The sequence below is a fragment of the Wohlfahrtiimonas populi genome, assembly GCF_002006795.1.
Classification (GTDB): Bacteria; Pseudomonadota; Gammaproteobacteria; order Cardiobacteriales; family Wohlfahrtiimonadaceae; genus Wohlfahrtiimonas; species Wohlfahrtiimonas populi.
On record NZ_MVDN01000004.1, the window covers coordinates 1 to 21,686 of the forward strand.

Here is a 21,686-nt window from a genome sequence, read left to right on the forward strand (position 1 = left end):
TCAACACCTTGCAAGTTACCACGACGACGGTTCAAGTCACCCATTACATCACCTAAGTAATCTTCTGGAGTTTCAACCTCAACTTTCATCATGGGTTCTAACAATACAGCACCTGCTTTACGAGCACCTTCTTTGAAGCCCATAGAACCAGCAATTTTAAACGCCATTTCGTTTGAGTCAACTTCATGATAAGAACCATCGAACAATGTTACTTTTACGTCAACAACTGGGAAGCCTGCAAGAACACCATTTTCCATTTGCTCTTGAACACCCTTATCAACCGCAGGGATGTATTCTTTAGGAACAACACCACCAACGATTTGGTTAACGAACTCGTAACCTTCACCAGATTCTCTTGGCTCGATACGCAACCAAACATGACCGAACTGACCACGACCACCTGATTGGCGAACGAATTTACCTTCTTGCTCGATAGATTTCTTGATTGTTTCACGGTAAGCAACCTGAGGCGCACCAACGTTACACTCTACAGCAAATTCACGCTTCAAACGCTCAACGATAACTTCCAAGTGAAGCTCACCCATACCACCGATAATTGTTTGACCTGATTCATGATCAGTTGAAACACGGAATGATGGATCTTCTTGCGCCAAACGAGATAAAGCAAGACCCATTTTCTCTTGGTCGCCCTTAGTTTTTGGTTCAATTGCAACAGAGATAACTGGCTCTGGGAACTCCATACGCTCAAGCGTAATTATATTCGCTTGTTCACACAAAGTATCACCAGTTGTTACGTCTTTCAAACCTACCAACGCAACGATATCACCTGCGCGCGCTTCATCAATTGGATCACGATCATTTGAGTGCATTCTGAACATACGACCAATTCTTTCAGAACGTGATTTAACAGGGTTATATACTGAATCACCTGATTTGATTACACCTGAGTACACACGAATAAACGTCAAGTTACCAACGAATTTATCATTGATAATTTTGAACGCCAACGCAGAGAACGGCTCATCATCAGTTGAATGACGCTCAGCTGGCTCACCATTTGGCAACTCACCACGAATCGCTTCGATGTCTGTAGGCGCTGGCAAATAACGAATAACGTTATCCAACATTGCTTGAACACCTTTATTCTTAAACGCTGTACCACATTGCGCAGGAACAATTTCAGAGTTCAACGTACGAATACGCAAACCTTTATAAATTTCTTCGATAGTCAACTCACCTTCTTCAAGGTATTTTTCCATCATTTCTTCTGAGCTTTCAGCAGCTGCTTCAACCATAGCTGTACGGTATTCTTCAGCTTGAGCTTGTAAGTGCTCAGGAATATCACGATATTCGAATTTCAAACCTTGACTTGCTTCATCCCAGTAAACTGCTTTCATCAATACTAGGTCAACAACACCTTCAAAGTTTTCTTCTGCACCGATTGGGATCTGAAGAGGAACTACGTTTGCACGTAAACGCTCTTTCATTTGCTCCATTACACGGAAGAAGTCAGCACCAGTACGGTCCATTTTGTTTACAAATGCCATACGTGGAACTTTATATTTATTCGCTTGACGCCATACTGTTTCTGACTGAGGCTGAACACCACCTACAGCACAGTAAACCATTACAGCACCATCTAATACACGCATTGAACGCTCAACTTCGATTGTGAAGTCAACGTGTCCCGGAGTATCGATCAAGTTGATCAAATGCTCTTGGAATTGGTTATCCATACCTTTCCACCAGCAAGTTGTTGCTGCTGATGCAATTGTAATACCGCGCTCTTGTTCTTGATCCATACCATCCATTGTTGCCGTACCATCGTGTGTTTCACCGATTTTATGCGTACGACCTGTATAGAATAGAATACGTTCAGAAGTAGTAGTCTTACCAGCGTCGATGTGAGCACTAATACCGATATTACGATATCGATTAATTGGCATTGTACGAGCCATATTTATTTCCTTCTATTTAGAAAATTATCTTAAAAACGACGATGCGGCACCATCAATACTGATAGCACCGCATTACATTCATACTAAAAACACGCGACTACTACCAGCGGAAGTGAGCAAACGCTTTGTTCGCTTCTGCCATTCTGTGTGTATCTTCACGTTTTTTCACTGCAGCACCACGACTTTCTGCAGCATCTAATAATTCTGCCGTCATTCTACGTGACATTGATTTTTCTGAACGCTTACGCGCAGCATCAATAATCCAGCGCATAGCCAAAGTATCACGACGAGTTGCGCGAACTTCGATTGGAACTTGATATGTAGCACCACCAACACGGCGAGATTTAACCTCAACCTTAGGGCGTACATTTTCCAATGCTTGATCTAATACAGCCATAGGATCTTCGTGACCCTTCTCTTTAATACCTTCTAAAGCGCCGTATAAAATGCTTTCAGCAACGGCTTTCTTACCAGAAACCATTACCATGTTCATGAATTTCGCCAACGTTTTGCTACCATAAACGGGATCTGGCAAAATATCACGTTTTGGGACTTCTCTTCTTCTTGACATGAGATACTCTCAACAAATACTAAATCCTAACTAAAAGACCTTTTCAAAGAACAACTACTTATTCTTTAGGCTTCTTAGCACCATATTTTGAACGACCTTGACGACGTTTTGCAACGCCCTGCGCATCCAAAGCACCACGAACTGTGTGATAACGAACACCTGGAAGATCCTTAACACGACCACCACGTACTAATACTACGCTGTGTTCTTGCAAGTTATGACCTTCACCACCGATATAGCTCGATACTTCGAAACCATTCGTTAAACGCACACGACAAACTTTACGTAAAGCAGAGTTTGGCTTCTTTGGCGTAGCTGTATAAACCCTAGTACACACACCACGACGCTGAGGACAGCTTTGTAATGCAGGTACGTCAGATTTGTCAGCTTTGATAGAGCGTGGACGACGCACTAACTGATTTACTGTTACCATTAAAATTCAATCCTATGATTATAAAAATTATACATAAGCCAATCTTGGATAAAATAATCCAAAGATGCGAGATTTTATAAGACTGTATAGAAAGTGTCAAGTTGCGTAACAATTAACTCGACCTTTTCTTGCGAAACCCCAAAGGGATAAATGATACTTTTTGGCTAGCTGAACAGCCTTATCTGTAGGCGCTGACATTGTTACCAAGATTGGAATTTTAATCGCAATTGTTTTTTGCACAATTTCAAAACTGGCGCGCGAACTCATCAAAATAAAGACATCTTGAACGTTAACATTCAATTGCATCATCGCACCAATTAATTTATCCAATGCAACATGGCGACCAACATCTTCGCGAGTCATCATTATATCACCCTTTCTATCACATAGAAATGCTGCATGCGATGCGCCTGTTTGCTGACCATAATCCTGTACATCATAACTTTGTGACAATGCCTTTTGAATGTATTCATAAGTAATCGGTTCAGCGGGCATTAATTCAGCTAAAGTTTTCTCAACCAATGAAAGATTTTCAACACCACAAACACCACAACCTGTTCTCGCACTCATTTTGCGCTGATTACCTTCCAAACGGCTCATGAGAATTGGCTCAATTTCAATGTGCAATTCAATGCCAACTTGTGTTTCTTGAACCTTAACAGATAAAATCTGCTGTGCAAATTGCACAATGCCTTCAGTTAAACTGAAACCATACGCAAGATCTTCTAAATCTGTTGGCGTACACATCATTACCAAATGTGGCACACCATTATAGATAAATTGAATCGGCTCTTCTGAGATCAGATAATCATCTTTCTCATAATGATCAGCATCCTGATAGCTCACTACTTGGCATTTTTTGATCGCTTCCATAAGGCACACAATATCTATAATGAAATTCTGATCATTCTATCACTCTGGAAAGTAATAACGTATTTTTTGCTGAACATCGCAACCAATCTGCCACTGCCCTGCCACAATCAATGGCAAACGATACAAACAAGGGATCAACTCAATCACCTCATCAGTTGTTACATATTCAAATCCCACTAAACGCTCATCAAAAAATGGCTGACCTTTTAAATATATGCCAATAATACTTTGGCGAGTTTGATCCTTGGAATCCAACGCTGCAAATATCACATTATTTTTAATCAGCATTGCATCCAGCTTTTTTTGATGAATGATCATTCGCCAATTAGGATTTCTAGCATCATTGATATTCATTGTGACAATATCGCTATAATCATAAGCTGAATATTGATTCAGACGAAACTCAAACATCATACTCACATCAAAATGTAATTCTGCAATCGGGATCCACAAATGATAAAGCATCTCTTGCTGATTAATCTCATCTTCAAATACCAGCACAATTTCATAATGTGAATTGTGAATTCGCATAGTTTGATCGGCTAACTTTGGCAAATTATCTGATTCTATTAATGTAATTTCTTTAGAGAGCACGTCATTATTTAATATTAATTGCCAAGCATTTTCAGAGCCAATGATCTTCGCAGAATATTGTTCATCATTAATTTCATGCTGCCAATCTTCTTTCGCCATCAATTGATCAATCACTAAACGATCACCCAGATTATCCAAGCTTGCTAACCAAATGCGATGTGCAAAATGCCCATCATGACAATGATTGGCCAACTGTGCTTTGTGTAAAGACAAATCCCCTTCTATATTCTCATCAGGTAAATGCACAACATCACAGTGCTGCCACTCTTCCAGCTCATCATCTGACAAGCTTCTAGATACTTGCTGAATATTTTCTTTTCCTGCGTTTAATAACTTCTGACGATTATTCGCAGCACTTCGCGCCATCAACATATCTGAAAAATATTGTTGGTTCACAATGAACAGCATGCCCGCCAATAAATATAGTGCTCCCACCAGAATCACAACAATTGCTAGAATACTTCCTTTGGATTTCTTCATAGGTTCAGCAACCTTATATATAGTGCTTGTAGTTTAAGATTCGTAGGCGATAAATATGGCATCAACACATTTAAATTGAGCACTTGCCAATCCTCTTCTGAATGCTGAACAGCAAAGCCTTTTACATTGGGAAAACGCATATGATTAGAACCATCTAAGAAATTATGAATTAAATAATACTGATCCTTTTCATAACTCACATATATTAATGAACGATTAATTTTGTAATATTGAATATGTGATTGATTGCTTAAATGACGCTGAACATCGCTTTCAGATTGACTTGTAACTTTATATTGATTCAATCCTGACTTTTGATATCTACCCAATAAATAAGATTGGCAATCTGTTATGAATAGATAACCAATTGCACCTTTCACTTCATCCACATTTATGATTTCGCCATTTTGCACAACCAATGGCACTAACTCGATAATTTCTAATAAATCACTATCTGCGAGCGTTTTTAATTTATAGTCATTCAAAATTAAGCTGGAAAATTGTTGATCAGCATCTAGCATTACAGTCGTTTCAACTAAGTCTTCCGAATTTGCTGGATGCAAAATCACTCGTTCATGTCGTGCAATGAATGGCGCGATGGGATGATTGGATTCAGTTGCTTTATATTGTAACCATTCAGGATTCAAGCAATGTGGCTGAAAAATTGCTCGCCCCAATATGAAGCGAAGATAACCCGCAACTTCCAAATAATCCTGTGATAATTCGAGCTTAATAATCTCTTTATGGCTATTTTTAGATAAGGTTAATAAAAACCCCATCGAGGATAATAATAACAATAAGCCAATTGCCATGGAAACCATCAATTCAATTAAAGTAAATCCCATGACTTTTCGCATCAAAACCTCACTGAATAATCTTGATCAAACTGATTTTCATCGGACAAGAGATTCTCTTGGCGCTTTAATAGCTCATGATTGCTCACCATCATCGTTGCATGATATTGATAGGCAATCATGACAATCCCAACTATAATAGCAAGCGCAATCATCACTTCCACTAATGTCATTCCTTCATCGATCATTTTCCTTTTCATGAGTGAAATTTACATTAATTAACAATTATTGAACAATATATTTTATTAATTGTCATGACTAGAAAAATTCTTCACGTTGATATGGATGCATTCTTTGCTCAAGTTGAGCAGAGGGATTTTCCACAATATAGAAACAAACCTTTAGTGGTTGGCTCGGCAGATTCTCGCGGTGTTGTGGCAGCTGCCAGTTATGAAGCTCGTAAATTTGGTGTCTATTCCGCAATGCCATCTTCCACTGCTAAAAAGAAATGCCCGCATTTAATTTTTGCGCCACATAGATTTGATGTTTATCGCTCTGTTTCTCAACAAATCCATGCAATTTTCGCAAGATATACAGAATTAATTGAGCCATTATCATTAGATGAAGCTTATTTGGATGCCACAGCCATTACTCAACATGGGCAATATGCAACAGAGATTGCCAAAAGCATCCAACAAGCCATTTATAAAGAATTAAACTTAACATCTTCTGTGGGTGTTTCTTATAATAAATTTTTAGCCAAAATTGCATCCAATATGCATAAACCTTTTGGCATTACAGTGATTACTCACAAAACTGCCATAAAAATATTAGAAGAATTACCCATTGAAAAGTTCTATGGCATTGGACAGCAAACTGCCAAAAAAATGCATCGATTAGGTATTAAAACAGGATNAAAGCATCCAACAAGCCATTTATAAAGAATTAAACTTAACATCTTCTGTGGGTGTTTCTTATAATAAATTTTTAGCCAAAATTGCATCCAATATGCATAAACCTTTTGGCATTACAGTGATTACTCACAAAACTGCCATAAAAATATTAGAAGAATTACCCATTGAAAAGTTCTATGGCATTGGACAGCAAACTGCCAAAAAAATGCATCGATTAGGTATTAAAACAGGATTAGATTTAAAACAAAAATCCCGTGAAGAATTAAAATTACACTTTGGTAAATCTGGGGAGTTTTATTATCAAAATGCGCGTGGCGAAGATAATCGCGCCGTTGATCCCATTCAAGAAACTCAATCTGTGGGCGCTGAAAATACCTTTTCAAAAGATATCATTTCAACAAAAGACATCCAAAAAGAAGTGGATATTCTCATCACAACATTATTAGAACGATTATCCCACGATGATTTTTACGGCAAAGGTATCTCGATCAAGATTCGCTTTGCAAATTTCGCAGCCGTTACCCGTAGCAAAACATTCAGCACTGTTTTACCTTATGAACGTGAATTCATTGATCAATGCTTTTGGGAATTGTTCAATAGCATTCCTAAGCAACCCATTAGATTAATTGGCATTACCATTCAGTCACCAGATCCATATCATCACCAACAAATTCAGCTACCTTTTTAATTTGCAGCACAGCGACCAATGCGCGTAAATGTAATTTTCTCCACATAATTAATCGCACGAGTATATGGAATTGTTGTTAACGAGCGCTCCAATACATATTTATTGTAAGCTTCTTTCGTGAGCTTATAAGAGTCCATCGTTGTAAGTTTTTGCTCATCACATTTCAATAGATATATCTGACTATTACGAGTATTTTCGGCTGTCATTCTACATTTACGCTTGTTCGCTTGGGCTTGTTCTAATAATGTTTGTGCGGTATAGATTGGTAACAATTCACCCAATGCAAAACAACGCTGTTCTGATTTTTGACCTTCTTTATCATGATCAAAGTCTACGCGCCATTCGCCTTCCAACATAGGTAAAAATGTTGGGCTTAATACTTCAGCATAACTGATGCCATACAACAATAATACACATACACCTAATAAATATTTAAAGATTTTTGTATTCATATCCATAACCATTCATTGGCGTTATTCGCCATTTATTTTTTTATTAACAATAGAAATACGGTAAATCACTGTTTACTTACCAAAAAGTTAACGGTATTTTTATTTTACATAAATTAATATTATTATCAACTATATTTACATTTATATTACTTAAAAAATTTATGCAACAGAAAAATAAAATTATGTTAAATTATTTATTATAGAACAAAATATAAATTTTATAGGTCCTTTAGATAATTCTGTGCCCAATCATACGCAGTTTCGTGCCAATCCTGCTGAATGCCTTGCCAATATGATTTTGCTTTTTCCAAATCGCCTTGATTTGCAGCCAATACCCCCAACTGCAATTGCGCCCAAGCATAATTAGCATCCGTTAATTCTCTTGTGATTGCCTGCCAATATTGCTCTGCTTCTTTGAGATTCGCTTTGCTCTTTTCTAATTTGCCTAAGCTGTATAAAGCTTGACCGTAGCACCATTCGCTTGAATGAGCATCAATATTTTTCCAATGGATTTCTGCTTGCGCCTCATCACCTTGATTCATGGCGAAGTCTGCTAAATAGAGTTGCGCCCAAGCATAAGAGTTATAATCCCAATCTTTCTCAATTTGCGACCAATAAACTGCACCAGCTTTTTGATCCTTACGTTGATCTTCCAATTCGCCCAAATTAAATAGCGCCTTGGCATAGCAACGCAAATCCCAATCCTTTTGGATGGATTGCCAGTACGCAATTGCCGCATCTTTATTATCACGATTAGATTCTAATTCACCTAAATTCAATTGTGCTTGTGCATAACAGGATTCATTCCAAGCCAATTCAATGGATTGCCAATATTGAATGGCTAAATCTAGTTCATTCTGCTCTTCTGCTAAATCGCCTAAATACAATTGAGCCAAAGCATAAATGGATAAATCCCATTCGGCGTAGATCTTTTGCCATGCTTCACACGCCTTTTCAACTTCACCATTTGCGGAACAAGCCATTCCCAAGAGCAGTTGCTTTCTCGCAGAATTAAATGGACGATCTGTATCGATCGACTCTAAAAACTCCGCTGCATCCGCATTTTCTTGTTCGTACAATAATAACTCTGCATTATGTAACAAATGATCAACACCTGAACTCATTTGGCTTCTCCCGATTAAACTAGGTCGCCATTCTACGCTATCTTGCACTAAATGCATTAATTAGGATCAATTGTTCTGAAGGTTAAGTTAACTCTTGCTGTTTTAACTTTCTTTGTGGGCGGTAAACGGTGCTGCCAAAAGGCTTGGGTTTCATCTTTCATAATGAGCAAACTGCCATGCTCTAAATCAATGCTGACTTTCTCTTCACTGGCTTTATGTTTGAACCAAAATTTACGTTCTGCGCCCAAAGTTAAAGAAGCAATCGCCCCATTCTTTTTGAGATCCTTTTCGCCATCACTGTGCCAAGCCATTCCCTCTTCACCATCATGATAGAGATTCGCTAAGCAGGAATTGAAAGTTTCCCCTGAAGTTTCTTCCACCAATTGCTTCAATTCTAATAACGCAGGCAACCAAGGCAAAGCTTCTTTCGTTGTATTGGAATAGGTATAAGAGAAAGTTTGATCGCCATACCAAGCCACTTTGCGCTTTGTGAAAATATGCTTACCATAAATCACAGCTTCATCGCTCTTCCATGCAATATGATTCAAAAGCTCATTAAAATAATGATCCGCCGTTGCTTCATCCATGATTTTACCGAAATATAAAACAGTGCCATCATAAGGCAAAAGGTTAATTATTGGATCAATCTCATCATCAAATAAGCTCATGGTTTGCTGTTTCATGCTAATCTCACTTTAATCATTACTACCCATTAATATAGAGATATACAGCTGATGAAGCCAGAAGAATAAAACAGATGCTATGTGTGATCCAAATCCATCTATGATGAATATAATCTTGCGCTGATAAAAAACGATGGCTTGCCCAAAGATAAATCTGGCTCAAACCAAATAATAATAACCATGTTGATGCACTAATAATCCATACAAGAATCATCCCATGAAATGCAGAATTTACAAGCCAAACAATGGCAAATCCATAAGCAACAAATAACAATGTTACTTCAAAAATAATTCTAGAAAGATAAATAACTTGTGAATATGATCGAATTTTATCAATCTTTTCTACTTTGGATTCACGCTGAGTTGGTGAAAACAGATCAATCCACTCAAATAATCCTAAGAACCATTCAATGATTTTCATATTGTGAACCTTAATTATTTTAGTTTTGATATAAAGATAATTGATTATAATCGTACTCATTATTTTTACAGCAATATCTTAGGCTTTTATGACTGAATCCATTAAACCTTTTCACTTTTTAATTCACGATGATGGCAAATCATCATTCTTCTTTATGTCGGATGCTTTTTATAATGATCCAATCATGGATATTTTAGAAGCGCAAACAGGCACAAGCCGCGATTATTTCAACGGTTATGCTTGGCAAAAAGTTGTGGCTAAATTCATTGAAGAGAGTTTCAGCGAATCCGCTCACTTAATCGAATTCGATCCCGAAGCAGATATGTTTTCAGCAATTTCTACAGATGTGGAATTATTGAAAACTGTAGCGATTGAGTTTCAAGCATTTTTAAAAATAAACTTGGCAAAGGTAAGTAGATACTAATCTATATTTAAGTAATTAAATTTTATTTTTCGGGGCGAAATTATTATGAGTACATTTCCATATTCTCTAGCAATTATAGATAACATAAGACAAAACTATGAACGCTTCCGATTTATAACCGCAAACCAAATACATAAGGGGCTATATTATGACAAGCAACAGATTTATGCAGTTATAGAAACTGATGAGGCAAGTCTTCTTGATCTACAAAACATTTACGATGAGTGGCGCACCTTAGCTATCCCACCTGCAATGATTACAAATAAAATATTACCTGAGTTTATAAAACTACCCACAAGAAACCCATATGAAAAAATTAATCACTTTGGTTTTCCTTTAAATATATTTGAATTCCATAATCTATTAGATTTAAATATACCCAAAAAATATCATCCTTTTACGGCAGATATACTATGGGGAGATAATACGTTTACTTTAACTTTTGCTACAGAATTAGAAAAAAACTCAAAAGAAGAAATCCAATTAATTTGTGAGTCTATTGGATATCAAGGATATAAATATATTTTTAAAACAAATACAGACTTAAATATATCTTCTGAAAAGAAACTCTCTACAGTAAAAAATCCAAGCCAACTTAATTTGATACCTAGTAGCAATATACAAAACCAATTTCACAAAAGCATACTTGAACAATATGAAGAGGATGAAGAATTTTGGTTAGAAAATAAATTTTCCATTTTTAATGGTAACCAAAAACTTGTAATAAATGATTTTTTACCCAAACCTTTTTTATTAAATGCATCTAAATGCTTCATAGATGCATCTGTTTTTATTCGACAAAACCTGCGAGTTTATTTATCTATTTATGAGCAAGTTATTATTGCTTTGCCATTTAATAGAACTGATGATCATGATTTTTATAACATGTTCAAACTAAAGGAACATGAACTTACAACTCTCATTCAAAGAGGCAGGCTCATTTTTGTGATTCCACAAAATTTGAATAGATACCCAGAAAAAATTATACGAACTATTCTTGAGGCAAATTCTAATGCTATTCTTTTCCCTAGAAAATTAGCTGCATCTACCATATTAGGAATACAAAATAGAACAGGAGCAATTAGCACTACATTTTCTAGCGATGCACAATATGACTTTTTACATTTTTGTTATACATCTAATAATATAGGCTTAATAGATTTAGCCAATGCCCTAGCACACCAATGGTCATTTAATGAATTTGTTATTGACACCCAAGGACCGATCTCTGTAAATCAAATTGGTTTATCAAATTTAGCAATAGAAATATATAAACGACAAGGCAAAGATTTTTCTATAGAATTCAATTCTGCTAGTAGCGGTTTTGAGTTTGCACAGGGCTTAAATGCGCACCATTTCCCATTTGACTCTGATAGCTATTCAGAAGTAAATGCATGTAATATACTCAGCGGGCTATATAATGGCGTTCATCAAAAAACAAATTATTTGCAAGAATCTAAATTAGAAATACTTCTTAAAGATATTTTGGCTATTAATAATGATATGAATATATTAGAAATGGATGATGTATTATCAAAAAACCTTATTCGTAAAATCCCTGATATATTAGCCAAATTCACCACCTTAAGCGAAGATGAGAAAGAAGAAAAATTATATGAGTTACGCAAGGATATAAGGCAAATTGAAAAATCTAATGATCGATTACAAAAATTAGATTTTAGTGGAACCGCTATTCCTACAATAGCAGGCGCAATAATGGCTTACAATGGAATTCCAGAAGGAGGGTACTTATCTCTAAGTTCTTGGATACTAAAAGCTTTATCAATATATCTACCATCTTCTACGATTGAAAATAATCCTATTTACACCAAGTTACAAAGCTTAAATTATCGCGTACCTAATGAAACAATTATCATTAAATCATATAGAGACTCAATAAAATCCCTATAAAACAAAACCGAGCGTAGCTCGGTTTTATCTTTTCTAATCTAGGTTAATTCAGCGATTAAACCGAAACATCCACCAATTTGAATTGTTTAACATCAAATAAGCCATTAGATGTTAATTTCAATGCAGGGATTACTGGCAATGTCATAAACACCAATGTCATCAATGGGTGGAACTCATGGGACAAGTTGAATTTATCACGCGCTGTAATGATCAAATGCTCAATGATTTCTGCAACTTCTTCCGCTGTTTGATTCGTCATCAAACCGCCAATTGGCAATGGTAAATGCGCTAATACTTCGCCATTTTGCACCAATGAGAAACCACCTTTGATTGCTTCAATGTCTTTCACTGCTGCCAACATATCCGCATCATTATCACCAACCACAACGATGTTATGTGAATCGTGCGCAACTGAAACCGCGATCGCACCATTTTGAATGCCGTAGCCTTCCAAAATACCAATGCCCATTTTACCTGAAGCATGATGGCGCTCGATCACTGCCATTTTATTCAATGCACCATTTGCTTTAGCATTGAATTGACCATTTTCATCACGCACAACATTCACTTCCAAGTTCTTCGTCACAACGCTTTTTGGAATCACGCCTATCGCGCGTGCTTTATCACTTGTTAAGTTCAATGCGAAATCTTCAACGGAAATTGGCGCAATATTGATTGTATTCAATACATCTTCACAATGATATTCAGGCAACTCGATCAACATTTTGCCATCGCGTGCAACTTCTGTACCCATTGAGAATACGTGCATTGGCTCGAAATCTTTTAGATCTTTAACAATCAACAAGTCCGCATCTTTACCCGGTGCAATCGCGCCTTTATCATGCAAGCGGAAGCATTCTGCACCATTTAATGTTGCCATTGTGATTGCGATCATTGGATCAACACCATATTCAACGGCTAAACGTAAGCTCTTATTGATATGACCTGTTGTTAAGATATCATCTGGTTCACGATCATCCGTACAGAATACGCAACGGCGTGAGTTTGCAGGCGTAACCGCTGGCAACAAGTTCAATAGATCCTTACAGGTTGAACCTTCACGGAGCAAAATGTATTGACCCATCTGCAAGCGTGCCAACATACCTTCTGTATCACTACATTCGTGATCTGTCATCACACCAGAAGCAACATAAGCATTCAATGCCAAGCCTTTAACACCTGGGCTATGACCATCGATCACACGGTTATGACGCTTTGCCATCAATAATTTATTGATCATTGGTTCAGCATGATTAATTACACTTGGGTAATCCATCACTTCGCCTAAACCTAAAACACCTTCATCTGCAAATAAAGACTCTAAATCTTCAGCTTCTAAAACTGCACCCGCTGATTCAAATGGCGTTGCAGGCACGCAAGATGGCAACTGAATTTTTACATGCAAAGGTAAGTTACGGCTCGCATCCAACATATATTGAATACCTTTTACACCACAAACGTTACCAATTTCATGTGGATCAGCAATGATTGTCGTTGTACCAAAAGGTAAAATCGTGCGTGCAAATTGTGCTGGCGTTAATGATGATGATTCAATGTGAACATGGCCATCAATCAAGCCTGGCATTACAATGCCACCTTTCGCATCTAAAGTTTCTTTCGCATCGTAAACATGGCCAATACCAACCACTTTACCATCACCAATTGCCAATGGACCTTCGATCAATGTTTGATTATAAACATCCACAACTTTACAGTTAGTGATGAGCAGATCAACTTGCGCTCTACCTGCTGCCATATCAATCAAATGATTTAATTTTGCTTTCTCTGACATATTTGTTCCTCAAGATTCCTGCAACTCTTTTCCCTTATGGGAAAAGAGTATGTTTTATTGAATATAAGATAAATTACTTACCTGCAATTCTACCGTGGCTACAGCTACATTTTAGTACAGGTTCTGCAACTGCTTGTGCTGCGAAATCAATCACACCCAAATCTGTGATAGCAAAATCAGGAATCGCCGTGATTTGTAAACAGCACATATAGAACATTGGATCAGGTAAATCACAGCCTAAATCACGTGCTAAGTTGAATAACTTCTCTTCTTCAATCGCCATTGCTTCAGGCTCTAAATCAGACACAATGCCCGCGATTGGTAATGGTAAGAAACCTAAGATTTCGCCATCTTTCACGATCACTTGTCCGCCACCTTGTGCTGCCAAATGGTTCACTGCAATTGTCATATCTTTGCTATTTGTACCGATACAAACTACGTTGTTATCATCAGGTGCACATGAGCTTGCCATTGCGCCGCCTTTCAATTTCCAACCTGTTACAAAACCAACCGCTGGTTTCACATCTGTAATACCAAAGCGCTCGATCACTGTTGCGTATAGAACATCTTGTTCCAAATCAGGCTGAACAACACCATCAATCACTTTCAATTCTACATTGCGAGCTTTACGCACGAATGGTACATCGAAATCTACTGCCAATGATAAAGCATGTACTGAATCTGCATCCAATTCTGTCTTCACATTCATGTCAGCTTCAGCAACTGGCTTCATTTTCATTGTGTTCAACAATAATTCGCTACGCTTTGGTGGTGTTAATGTTTTGCTCATTTTACCAGCTTCAACAACTGTTTCACCTTTTGCGATCACTGTATCGATTTCAAACTTCACTAAGTCTTCAACCATCAAGATATCAGCATAACGTCCTGGAGAAATTGAACCCACTAAATGATCCACACGATAAGCTTCCGCTGAGTTGATAGAACCCATTTGAATTGCAGTCAAAGGATCAACACCGTTTGCAATCGCCATACGGATCAATTTATCCATGTGACCATTTGCTAAAATTTCTGATGCAACAACATCATCTGTACAGAAGCTCACACGGCGTGCAACACGAGGATTTAAATGCGTTACGATCTTCATATTCTCTTCCAAGAAGTGAGAAATTGAAGATTCACGAATGATTACGAACATGCCTTTACGCACTTTTTCCATCATCTCTTCGTGGTTATAGCTTTCGTGATCCAAACGAACACCCGCACATAGTACTGAGTTCAATTTTTCACCACGATTCATTGGTGCACAACCAAATACAGGTAAGCGGTTTTCACGTGCTAATTCTAATGCACGCATTACATCAGGATGTTTGTTTTCTACGAATTCAGAAACAGTTTCCCACACGCCGAAAACTTCAGGCCACTTTTGAACTTCTTCATGAACTTCTGCTGTTACGTTAAATGCAACATTACTTTGTGGCAATGTATATGGCGTGAAGAATGGCAAGCCCCAGAATACATGCAATGGTAAATCATCAATTTCAGCTAAAACTTCTTTGATGCCTTCCAAACCAGTTGTTACAACGTATTGATCTAAACCAGAAACAATACTTGTTGTACCATGAGGAACAACTGCTTTTGCAAAACTTGTCATAGACAATTTACTGCATTCGATGTGCAAGTGACCATCGATTAAACCTGGCACTAAATATTTACCTTTCGCATCGATGATTTCTGTTTTCTCACCAATGTAAGCATCTACATTGCCTGTTGCTACGATCTGTGTTTTGTAGATCGCAACATCCGCAGGATAAATTTCGCTAGATGTAACGTTTACCAACATACCGTTTTTAATCACGCGGTCCGCTGGAATTTTAGCTGCGCCTGCATCAATCATTTCACGAATAGGTTCTCTTCTCATGTTTTACTCCTGATAAAACTAAATAAACTCAAATTAAAATAAATTTAAAACTCTATGCTCTGCCTTTAAGGTTGAGCGAACTCAGTATGTTTAGTCTTTTACAAAAAGATGTAGCGCAATAAAAATAGAAGCGCCATGATGCCTGTGCACCATGTAATGTCTTTGAATTTACCTGCGGCAATTTTCAATACAACGTAAGTAATGAAGCCCAATGCGATACCTTCTGTGATTGTGAAAGTAAACGGCATTGCAACTGCTGCAACGAATGATGGTGTTGCTTCTGTTAAATCTTCCCAGTCAATTTTAGCCAACTCAGAAATCATCAAAACGCCGATATAAAGAAGCGCGCCCGTTGTTGCATATAGCGGAATCATTTTTTCCAATGGCGAGAAGAACAGTAATATTAAGAATAACAAGCCAACGCCCACAGACATCAAGCCTGAACGACCACCAACAGCAACGCCTGAAGCACTTTCGATATATGCTGTTACTGCTGATGTCCCCATATAAGAACCCACAGCTGATGCACTACTGTCGATCAATAATGATTTTTGCTGATTAGGATAATTGCCTTGCTCATTGGTTAAACCTGCTTTTGAAGTCACAGCAATGAATGTGCCTGATGATTCAAATAAGTTAATCAACATGACTGAAACAATGATGCCAACCATAGATGCACTAAATACATCTTTAAAATCTAAATGCCCTGCAACAGGTGCAATAGATGGTGGCATACTCACTAAACCGTGATAAGAAACTTCAGGATCAATCAATAAAGCAATCGCTGTAATCACAACAAATGAAATCAAAACAGAAGCATAAACATTGCGCTGCGCGAGTACGATTACAATTAAAAATCCTAGAGCACCCAAAGCAAATGAAATACTTTTAGGATCGCCGAGTGCAACCATTGTGTCTGGATTAGCAACGATGATGTGCGCGTTATGCAAGCCAATTAATGTGATTAACAAGCCACAGCCAACGCTGATCCCGATTCTCAAAGAATATGGAATATTGGAAACCATCCAATAACGAATTTTGAATAAAGACAATAAGAACAGAGAAACAGCACTGAGGAAGATCAATGTCATCCCTGTTTCCCATGTGAGGCCGTTCGCCCCAACTAAAACATAAGCAAAGTAAGCATTAATACCCATTCCTGGTGCTAATGCGATTGGCAGTTTTGCAACTGCACCCATTAAAACTGATGCAATGGCTGTGATTAAAACAGTTGTCACAAACACAGCTTGTGTGTCCATACCCGCTGCGCCCAAAATTTTTGGGTTAACAAACGCGATATAAACCATTGTGATAAAGGTTGTGAAAGCAGCAATTAATTCCTGCTTAATCGTTGTATTGTGGCGCTTTAGTTCGAAATATCGTTCTATAAAGGCTAACACTTGTGACTCCTAGATAATTTAGATGAAGTGCATCGATGAAGATGCTGATTTGAAAAGGTAACTTAAACATTTGCTTATATTTCTTTGGGTATGTCTTTAAGTCACCTCCTTCACCTATTTAATCTAGCGTCGCCTAGCGAATGTTAGAAAGGAAGGAGATACAGCTATGCTGATCCCGCTCTCGCGGTATCTTGGGGGGTATTAAAATGCGATAAAACATTTAAAGTCCTCTAGCTGTATTCAACATGAAAATATGTTTCGCATTGTAAGGATATTTTACTGAATGTCAAATTTGAATAATCTGGTTAGTTATTTTCTGAATTATTAAACTTCTCTAATAACTCATTCATTTCTTTCTCATTGCTCTTAGGTGTTTGGGTTAAAAAGTATAGACCAAAACAGAAAATTACTACCATGTATACAATGAGTTCCACAATAGAGCCCATATCATCTCTAGGAGATAATCGAATATTGATGTAATCACGCAGCATCAATTTTAATAACAATAGAATGAAAACAAAAAATGCAAATAAACTACAACATAAAGCCAATAATTTTAAAAATTTATAGCCCAACTTATCAAAAAAGCTTAGTGGCTGAATACAAATTTTATTCTCAATCAAATCAAACTTAAAGCGATAATAATTCAAATCCCTTCTGTATAAAACAATAGAATCATGCGTCAATAGCTTCATTATCTTCATCGATAAATCTGATCTATGGATTTTAGTAAGTTTAAATAGTACTTCTTGATCACGCCTTTTATTCAGCAATTTTTTCAGACCATGATCTGTGGCTGCATTAATATATTGTTCATATCTCTTTAATGATCTGTAATTTAGATATTCTTCAATTGGTCTTAAACGGTGCAATGAATAGAACAACAAACACACAAATAAAATAATAAATGTTGCCATAGTTGGATTTTGAAAAAAATCTTTCAATATTTCAAATAACTTATCCATGTTTCCTCTATCATTTTTTATTTAAGATGATCATACAAGAATCACCAAATTTTATCTTATTCTCATGAAGAAAATTGGCAAGATCAATTTGAATAAGCGTATGATAAAACGATAACAAAAAGATGGAGAATAATATGTCGACTCACTATTTAAACCAAAACCAATCCTACTGGGATCAACAGGCAGCTCAGGATTCTCCATGGTCACAGCCAGTTTCTGATGAATTAGTGCTCAATGCTAAAAATGGCAATTGGGATGTTCATCTAATGCCATCAGCCATTGATAAAAATTGGCTAGGCAATATTCAAGGTAAGACAATCTTGTGCTTAGCTTCTGCTGGTGGGCAACAAGCACCAATTTTAGCAGCAGCTGGCGCAATTGTGACTGTATTGGATATTTCTGAAAGGCAACTGAAAAAAGATCAAGAGATAGCAGAAAAACATCAGCTGACACTCACAACTGTACAAGGCAACATGAATGATTTGAGCCAGTTTGAAGATGGTAGTTTTGACTTAGTTTTCCACCCGATTTCTAATTTATATGTGCCAGATGTGAATCCTGTATGGAAAGAATGCTTCAGAGTTTTAAAAAACAATGGAAGACTATTAGCGAGTTTCTATAACCCGATTGTATTTGTGGATGACCGTGATGCTCTACTTCGCCAAAAGGGATTATTGAAACCAACTTATAAAATTCCTTTTTCGGATATTCGTGATTTACCCAAAGATTTACTACAACAAAAAATCGATAAAGGTGAATCATTGGTATTCGGGCACTCTTTAACAGATTTAATTGGCGGACAAACTAAAGCAGGATTTTTGATTAAAGATTTTATCGAAGAATTTGCACCACGTGCACGATTCTTAATCGATGATTATCTACCAACCTTTATAGCAACTTATGCCATTAAGTTAGATTAAAACAAAAAGCCCAATGAAATCTCATTGGGCTTTAACTTTTGTATCCAAGTTTAGTTACCAGCGATAAAACCTGCGGCAATGATTAATAAACTGCCTGAAAAACCTTCCACTAATCGGCGACGCTTATCACTCGGTGCACTTTTACTACTTAAGTTCGCTAAGCTCACACCAATGATTGTATAAACGATCGCACAACTCACAATAAATACAGCCGCCAATGACAATGCTTGCAAGCCATAATTACCAGATTTATCGATAAAATTCGGCAAAATTGCCAAATAAATCAATAAACCTTTCGGATTTAAGAAACTTGTTAAAAAGCCCTTACGATATAAATGTTTGTGAACTTTGGCATCTTTTTGTATTTCTAATAAGCCTTTTTTCATTGCTGAACGAATCATACAAAATGCCAAATACAGCAAATATGCAACGCCCACCCAACGAATCACATTAAACAATACAGGCGAAGCTGCAACCAATGCCGCAACACCCAATGCACTCAAAACAGCATGAACACAATAGCCAGTTAAAATCCCCGCATTTGCCTTCATCACTGCCTTTTTACCTGCTGTCAAACCCTGAGATGCGATGAATAACACATCAGGCCCTGGCGTACACACTAATGGAAAAACTGCCAAACCAAATAACAACAAATTATCAAAATACATGATCTACGATCCTCTCAAAAATCGGAGGCTATTGTAGTCTTTCACTCTTGAAATTTTTACTTGTTGTTATCAACTACGAATGATATTTTGATTAATAATTTCATTGTTTTTAAATTTTGTGAATTAAAATGCCAATAAAATTAGATAGCATAGATCGTCATATTTTGCGCATATTGCAAAAGGATGCGAGCATTCAAAATGCTGAACTTGCCCAAATTGTAGGATTATCCCCTTCCCCTTGTTTACGTAGAGTTAAACTCTTGCAAGAAGCTGGCGTGATCAAGCGCTATATCGCAATTGTGGATGGTGCAAAAGTGGATGCAGGTTTAACCCTTTTTTCCCGAATTTGGTTCAAAGCACAAGATGCCAAAACTATCGATAGCTTCATTGAAGCGATTCAAGATATGCCAGAAATTATCGAATGCCACTTAATGGCGGGCGAATGTGACGCTTGGCTTCGCATCGTGACGAAAGATTTGGATAGTTATCGACAGTTTCATGCCCATAAACTCACAACTATTAAAGCCATTCAAAGTGTTAAAACGGATGTGCCAATGGATACGGTGAAACTCACATATAGCTTGCCGATTTAAATCATTATTTAATTTTCATTCAAATAATAAAAAAGCCTTTAGATTTTTCTAAAGGCTTTTTTAAATAATATATTTTCAGTGATTATTGAGTGATTAACTGTTCAATCGGTACTGGCGTTTCTTGTGCTTTCAATGCCGCTTTTTCAGCATTGATGTAATCCATAATTGCGCTTGTTAATGGTTTTGTATTGTCACCAGAAATCGCAGAAATTTGGAAACATGGACCTTCCCACTGAATCTCTTTCAAGAAATCAGCGATGCGCTCTTCGCGCTCATCTTCAGGAATCAAATCCAATTTATTCAACACTAACCAGCGATCTTTTTTCGCCATCTCTTCATCATATTGGTGCAATTCATTTGTAATTACACGGAAATCTTCAACAGGATCTTGTGAATCGCTGTATGGAGACATATCAACCAAATGTAACATGATGGATGTACGAGATAAGTGACGCAAGAATTTATGACCTAAGCCAGCACCTTCTGCAGCACCTTCGATTAATCCTGGAATATCTGCCATTACAAAGCTATCCAATGGACCAACGCTCACAACACCTAAATTAGGGTGCAATGTTGTAAATGGATAATCTGCAACTTTTGGACGCGCTGCTGATACGGCACGAATCAATGTTGATTTACCAGCATTTGGTAAACCTAACAAGCCAACGTCCGCCAATACTTTCAATTCCAAACGCAAACGGCGTTCTTCACCTGGTGTACCTGGCTTAGTTTGTCTTGGTGCACGATTAGTGGATGACTTAAAGCGTGTATTACCCAATCCGTGGAAACCACCTTGAGCAACTTTAGCCACTTGGCCATCTTCTGTTAAGTCGCAAATGAATTCGTTTGTGTCCGCATCGTGCACTTGCGTACCCAACGGAACCACCAAAACTAAATCTTCACCTGCTGCACCTGTACAGTTTGCACCACGGCCATTTTCACCACGCTTTGCTTTAAACGTTTTAGCGAAACGGAAATCTACTAATGTGTTTACAGCATCTGATGCTTGTAGAAAAATACTACCACCATCACCGCCGTCACCGCCATCAGGTCCTCCGAAAGGGATGAACTTCTCGCGACGAAAACTTAAACACCCATCACCACCATTACCGGCCTCAACCGCAATGATCACCTCATCAACGAATTTCATCTGCCCTCCTTAATCTGACAGCATAAATAATAAAAGCC

General features: G+C 37.4%; 22 protein-coding genes and 1 pseudogene. 6 read left to right on the top strand and 17 right to left on the bottom strand.

Annotation, left to right across the window (positions count from 1 at the left end; all coding sequences use genetic code 11):
- From fusA to BZK16_RS05775, 7 genes are all read right to left on the bottom strand, one after another.
- On the bottom strand, positions 1-1,919 hold a 1,919-nt coding region (fusA, locus tag BZK16_RS05745; RefSeq protein WP_077927952.1), incomplete at its 3' end, for an elongation factor G.
- A 100-nt stretch (positions 1,920-2,019) separates the two neighbouring features.
- On the bottom strand, positions 2,020-2,490 hold the full coding sequence (gene rpsG, locus BZK16_RS05750) for a 30S ribosomal protein S7 (RefSeq protein ID WP_077927953.1): 471 nt from the start codon (positions 2,488-2,490) through the stop codon (positions 2,020-2,022).
- Between the two features lie 58 nt (positions 2,491-2,548).
- A complete protein-coding gene (rpsL, locus tag BZK16_RS05755) occupies positions 2,549-2,923 on the bottom strand; it encodes a 30S ribosomal protein S12 (RefSeq protein ID WP_077927954.1) in 375 nt (124 codons plus the stop codon).
- Positions 2,924-3,019: 96 nt separating this feature from the next.
- Positions 3,020-3,796: a formate dehydrogenase accessory sulfurtransferase FdhD gene (fdhD, locus tag BZK16_RS05760; protein ID WP_077927955.1), complete on the bottom strand. Its 777-nt coding sequence runs from the start codon at positions 3,794-3,796 to the stop codon at positions 3,020-3,022.
- A 39-nt stretch (positions 3,797-3,835) separates the two neighbouring features.
- A complete protein-coding gene (locus BZK16_RS05765) occupies positions 3,836-4,870 on the bottom strand; it encodes a hypothetical protein (protein WP_077927956.1) in 1,035 nt (344 codons plus the stop codon).
- Positions 4,867-5,715 carry a prepilin-type N-terminal cleavage/methylation domain-containing protein gene (locus BZK16_RS05770; protein ID WP_158076813.1) on the bottom strand — a complete coding sequence of 283 codons (849 nt, stop codon included), beginning with the start codon at positions 5,713-5,715 and terminating at the stop codon, positions 4,867-4,869. Before BZK16_RS05770 ends, BZK16_RS05765 begins: the two co-directional genes overlap by 4 nt.
- 11 nt (positions 5,716-5,726) lie before the next feature.
- The gene (locus tag BZK16_RS05775) at positions 5,727-5,912 is read right to left on the bottom strand and encodes a type IV pilus modification PilV family protein (RefSeq protein WP_158076814.1); all 186 of its coding nucleotides are present in this window, start codon (positions 5,910-5,912) and stop codon (positions 5,727-5,729) included.
- Between the two features lie 66 nt (positions 5,913-5,978).
- On the opposite strand from BZK16_RS05775, the pseudogene dinB reads away from it, so the two are divergent.
- A pseudogene (dinB, locus tag BZK16_RS05780) lies at positions 5,979-6,578 on the top strand (DNA polymerase IV); the annotation flags it as partial.
- 94 nt (positions 6,579-6,672) lie between these two features.
- Complete coding sequence (locus tag BZK16_RS05785) at positions 6,673-7,266, top strand: DinB/UmuC family translesion DNA polymerase (protein ID WP_143691141.1); 594 nt, start codon at positions 6,673-6,675, stop codon at positions 7,264-7,266.
- On the opposite strand, the gene BZK16_RS05790 is transcribed toward BZK16_RS05785, so the two are convergent.
- The 4 genes from BZK16_RS05790 to BZK16_RS05805 all read right to left on the bottom strand — a co-directional run bounded on the left by BZK16_RS05790 (position 7,263) and on the right by BZK16_RS05805 (position 9,946).
- Positions 7,263-7,718 (bottom strand): hypothetical protein, encoded by a 456-nt coding sequence (locus BZK16_RS05790; protein WP_143691142.1) that lies wholly within the window; start codon positions 7,716-7,718, stop codon positions 7,263-7,265. The two genes, BZK16_RS05785 and BZK16_RS05790, sit on opposite strands and share 4 nt — an antisense overlap.
- 218 nt (positions 7,719-7,936) lie before the next feature.
- Positions 7,937-8,842, bottom strand: a complete 906-nt coding sequence (locus tag BZK16_RS05795; RefSeq protein ID WP_143691143.1) for a tetratricopeptide repeat protein — start codon at positions 8,840-8,842, stop codon at positions 7,937-7,939.
- 56 nt (positions 8,843-8,898) lie between these two features.
- Entirely contained in the window at positions 8,899-9,510 is a 612-nt protein-coding gene (locus BZK16_RS05800; RefSeq protein ID WP_077928182.1) for an alpha-ketoglutarate-dependent dioxygenase AlkB family protein, read from the bottom strand.
- Positions 9,511-9,547: 37 nt separating this feature from the next.
- A complete protein-coding gene (locus tag BZK16_RS05805) occupies positions 9,548-9,946 on the bottom strand; it encodes a hypothetical protein (RefSeq protein WP_077927963.1) in 399 nt (132 codons plus the stop codon).
- An 88-nt stretch (positions 9,947-10,034) separates the two neighbouring features.
- Here BZK16_RS05805 and BZK16_RS05810 point away from each other — a divergent pair, with 88 nt between their 5' ends.
- Both BZK16_RS05810 and BZK16_RS05815 read left to right on the top strand, forming a co-directional pair.
- A complete protein-coding gene (locus BZK16_RS05810; protein ID WP_077927964.1) occupies positions 10,035-10,370 on the top strand; it encodes an Imm51 family immunity protein in 336 nt (111 codons plus the stop codon).
- A gap of 45 nt (positions 10,371-10,415) precedes the next feature.
- Complete coding sequence (locus BZK16_RS05815; RefSeq protein ID WP_077927965.1) at positions 10,416-12,281, top strand: hypothetical protein; 1,866 nt, start codon at positions 10,416-10,418, stop codon at positions 12,279-12,281.
- Between the two features lie 55 nt (positions 12,282-12,336).
- Here the strand turns inward: BZK16_RS05815 and ade are convergent, their stop codons facing one another.
- From ade to BZK16_RS05835, 4 genes are all read right to left on the bottom strand, one after another.
- The gene (ade, locus tag BZK16_RS05820; RefSeq protein ID WP_077927966.1) at positions 12,337-14,073 is read right to left on the bottom strand and encodes an adenine deaminase; all 1,737 of its coding nucleotides are present in this window, start codon (positions 14,071-14,073) and stop codon (positions 12,337-12,339) included.
- 73 nt (positions 14,074-14,146) lie between these two features.
- On the bottom strand, positions 14,147-15,952 hold the full coding sequence (locus BZK16_RS05825) for an adenine deaminase C-terminal domain-containing protein (protein WP_077927967.1): 1,806 nt from the start codon (positions 15,950-15,952) through the stop codon (positions 14,147-14,149).
- A 98-nt stretch (positions 15,953-16,050) separates the two neighbouring features.
- On the bottom strand, positions 16,051-17,352 hold the full coding sequence (locus BZK16_RS05830) for an NCS2 family permease (RefSeq protein WP_077927968.1): 1,302 nt from the start codon (positions 17,350-17,352) through the stop codon (positions 16,051-16,053).
- A gap of 305 nt (positions 17,353-17,657) precedes the next feature.
- Complete coding sequence (locus tag BZK16_RS05835) at positions 17,658-18,317, bottom strand: hypothetical protein (RefSeq protein WP_077927969.1); 660 nt, start codon at positions 18,315-18,317, stop codon at positions 17,658-17,660.
- 134 nt (positions 18,318-18,451) lie between these two features.
- Between BZK16_RS05835 and BZK16_RS05840 the strand changes: the two genes are divergently transcribed.
- Positions 18,452-19,237: a class I SAM-dependent methyltransferase gene (locus tag BZK16_RS05840; RefSeq protein WP_077927970.1), complete on the top strand. Its 786-nt coding sequence runs from the start codon at positions 18,452-18,454 to the stop codon at positions 19,235-19,237.
- 50 nt (positions 19,238-19,287) lie between these two features.
- Here BZK16_RS05840 and BZK16_RS05845 read toward each other — a convergent pair whose 3' ends face one another.
- A complete protein-coding gene (locus BZK16_RS05845; RefSeq protein ID WP_077927971.1) occupies positions 19,288-19,905 on the bottom strand; it encodes a LysE family translocator in 618 nt (205 codons plus the stop codon).
- Positions 19,906-20,033: 128 nt separating this feature from the next.
- Between BZK16_RS05845 and BZK16_RS05850 the strand changes: the two genes are divergently transcribed.
- Positions 20,034-20,498 (top strand): Lrp/AsnC family transcriptional regulator, encoded by a 465-nt coding sequence (locus BZK16_RS05850; RefSeq protein ID WP_077927972.1) that lies wholly within the window; start codon positions 20,034-20,036, stop codon positions 20,496-20,498.
- An 82-nt stretch (positions 20,499-20,580) separates the two neighbouring features.
- On the opposite strand, the gene cgtA is transcribed toward BZK16_RS05850, so the two are convergent.
- Entirely contained in the window at positions 20,581-21,648 is a 1,068-nt protein-coding gene (gene cgtA, locus BZK16_RS05855) for an Obg family GTPase CgtA (protein WP_077927973.1), read from the bottom strand.
- Between the last annotated feature and the right edge of the window lie 38 nt (positions 21,649-21,686).

Excerpts from the sequence above, each read along its gene's own strand:
- rpsG (WP_077927953.1), bottom strand. The coding sequence starts at position 2,490 with ATGTCAAGAAGAAGAGAAGTCCCAAAACGTGATATTTTGCCAGATCCC.
- rpsL (WP_077927954.1), bottom strand. The coding sequence starts at position 2,923 with ATGGTAACAGTAAATCAGTTAGTGCGTCGTCCACGCTCTATCAAAGCT.
- fdhD (WP_077927955.1), bottom strand. The coding sequence starts at position 3,796 with ATGGAAGCGATCAAAAAATGCCAAGTAGTGAGCTATCAGGATGCTGAT.
- BZK16_RS05765 (WP_077927956.1), bottom strand. The coding sequence starts at position 4,870 with ATGAAGAAATCCAAAGGAAGTATTCTAGCAATTGTTGTGATTCTGGTG.
- BZK16_RS05770 (WP_158076813.1), bottom strand. The coding sequence starts at position 5,715 with ATGGGATTTACTTTAATTGAATTGATGGTTTCCATGGCAATTGGCTTA.
- BZK16_RS05775 (WP_158076814.1), bottom strand. The coding sequence starts at position 5,912 with ATGATCGATGAAGGAATGACATTAGTGGAAGTGATGATTGCGCTTGCT.
- BZK16_RS05785 (WP_143691141.1), top strand. The coding sequence starts at position 6,673 with ATGCATAAACCTTTTGGCATTACAGTGATTACTCACAAAACTGCCATA.
- BZK16_RS05790 (WP_143691142.1), bottom strand. The coding sequence starts at position 7,718 with ATGAATACAAAAATCTTTAAATATTTATTAGGTGTATGTGTATTATTG.
- BZK16_RS05795 (WP_143691143.1), bottom strand. The coding sequence starts at position 8,842 with ATGAGTTCAGGTGTTGATCATTTGTTACATAATGCAGAGTTATTATTG.
- BZK16_RS05800 (WP_077928182.1), bottom strand. The coding sequence starts at position 9,510 with ATGAGCTTATTTGATGATGAGATTGATCCAATAATTAACCTTTTGCCT.
- BZK16_RS05805 (WP_077927963.1), bottom strand. The coding sequence starts at position 9,946 with ATGAAAATCATTGAATGGTTCTTAGGATTATTTGAGTGGATTGATCTG.
- BZK16_RS05810 (WP_077927964.1), top strand. The coding sequence starts at position 10,035 with ATGACTGAATCCATTAAACCTTTTCACTTTTTAATTCACGATGATGGC.
- BZK16_RS05815 (WP_077927965.1), top strand. The coding sequence starts at position 10,416 with ATGAGTACATTTCCATATTCTCTAGCAATTATAGATAACATAAGACAA.
- ade (WP_077927966.1), bottom strand. The coding sequence starts at position 14,073 with ATGTCAGAGAAAGCAAAATTAAATCATTTGATTGATATGGCAGCAGGT.
- BZK16_RS05825 (WP_077927967.1), bottom strand. The coding sequence starts at position 15,952 with ATGAGAAGAGAACCTATTCGTGAAATGATTGATGCAGGCGCAGCTAAA.
- BZK16_RS05835 (WP_077927969.1), bottom strand. The coding sequence starts at position 18,317 with ATGGATAAGTTATTTGAAATATTGAAAGATTTTTTTCAAAATCCAACT.
- BZK16_RS05840 (WP_077927970.1), top strand. The coding sequence starts at position 18,452 with ATGTCGACTCACTATTTAAACCAAAACCAATCCTACTGGGATCAACAG.
- BZK16_RS05845 (WP_077927971.1), bottom strand. The coding sequence starts at position 19,905 with ATGTATTTTGATAATTTGTTGTTATTTGGTTTGGCAGTTTTTCCATTA.
- BZK16_RS05850 (WP_077927972.1), top strand. The coding sequence starts at position 20,034 with ATGCCAATAAAATTAGATAGCATAGATCGTCATATTTTGCGCATATTG.
- cgtA (WP_077927973.1), bottom strand. The coding sequence starts at position 21,648 with ATGAAATTCGTTGATGAGGTGATCATTGCGGTTGAGGCCGGTAATGGT.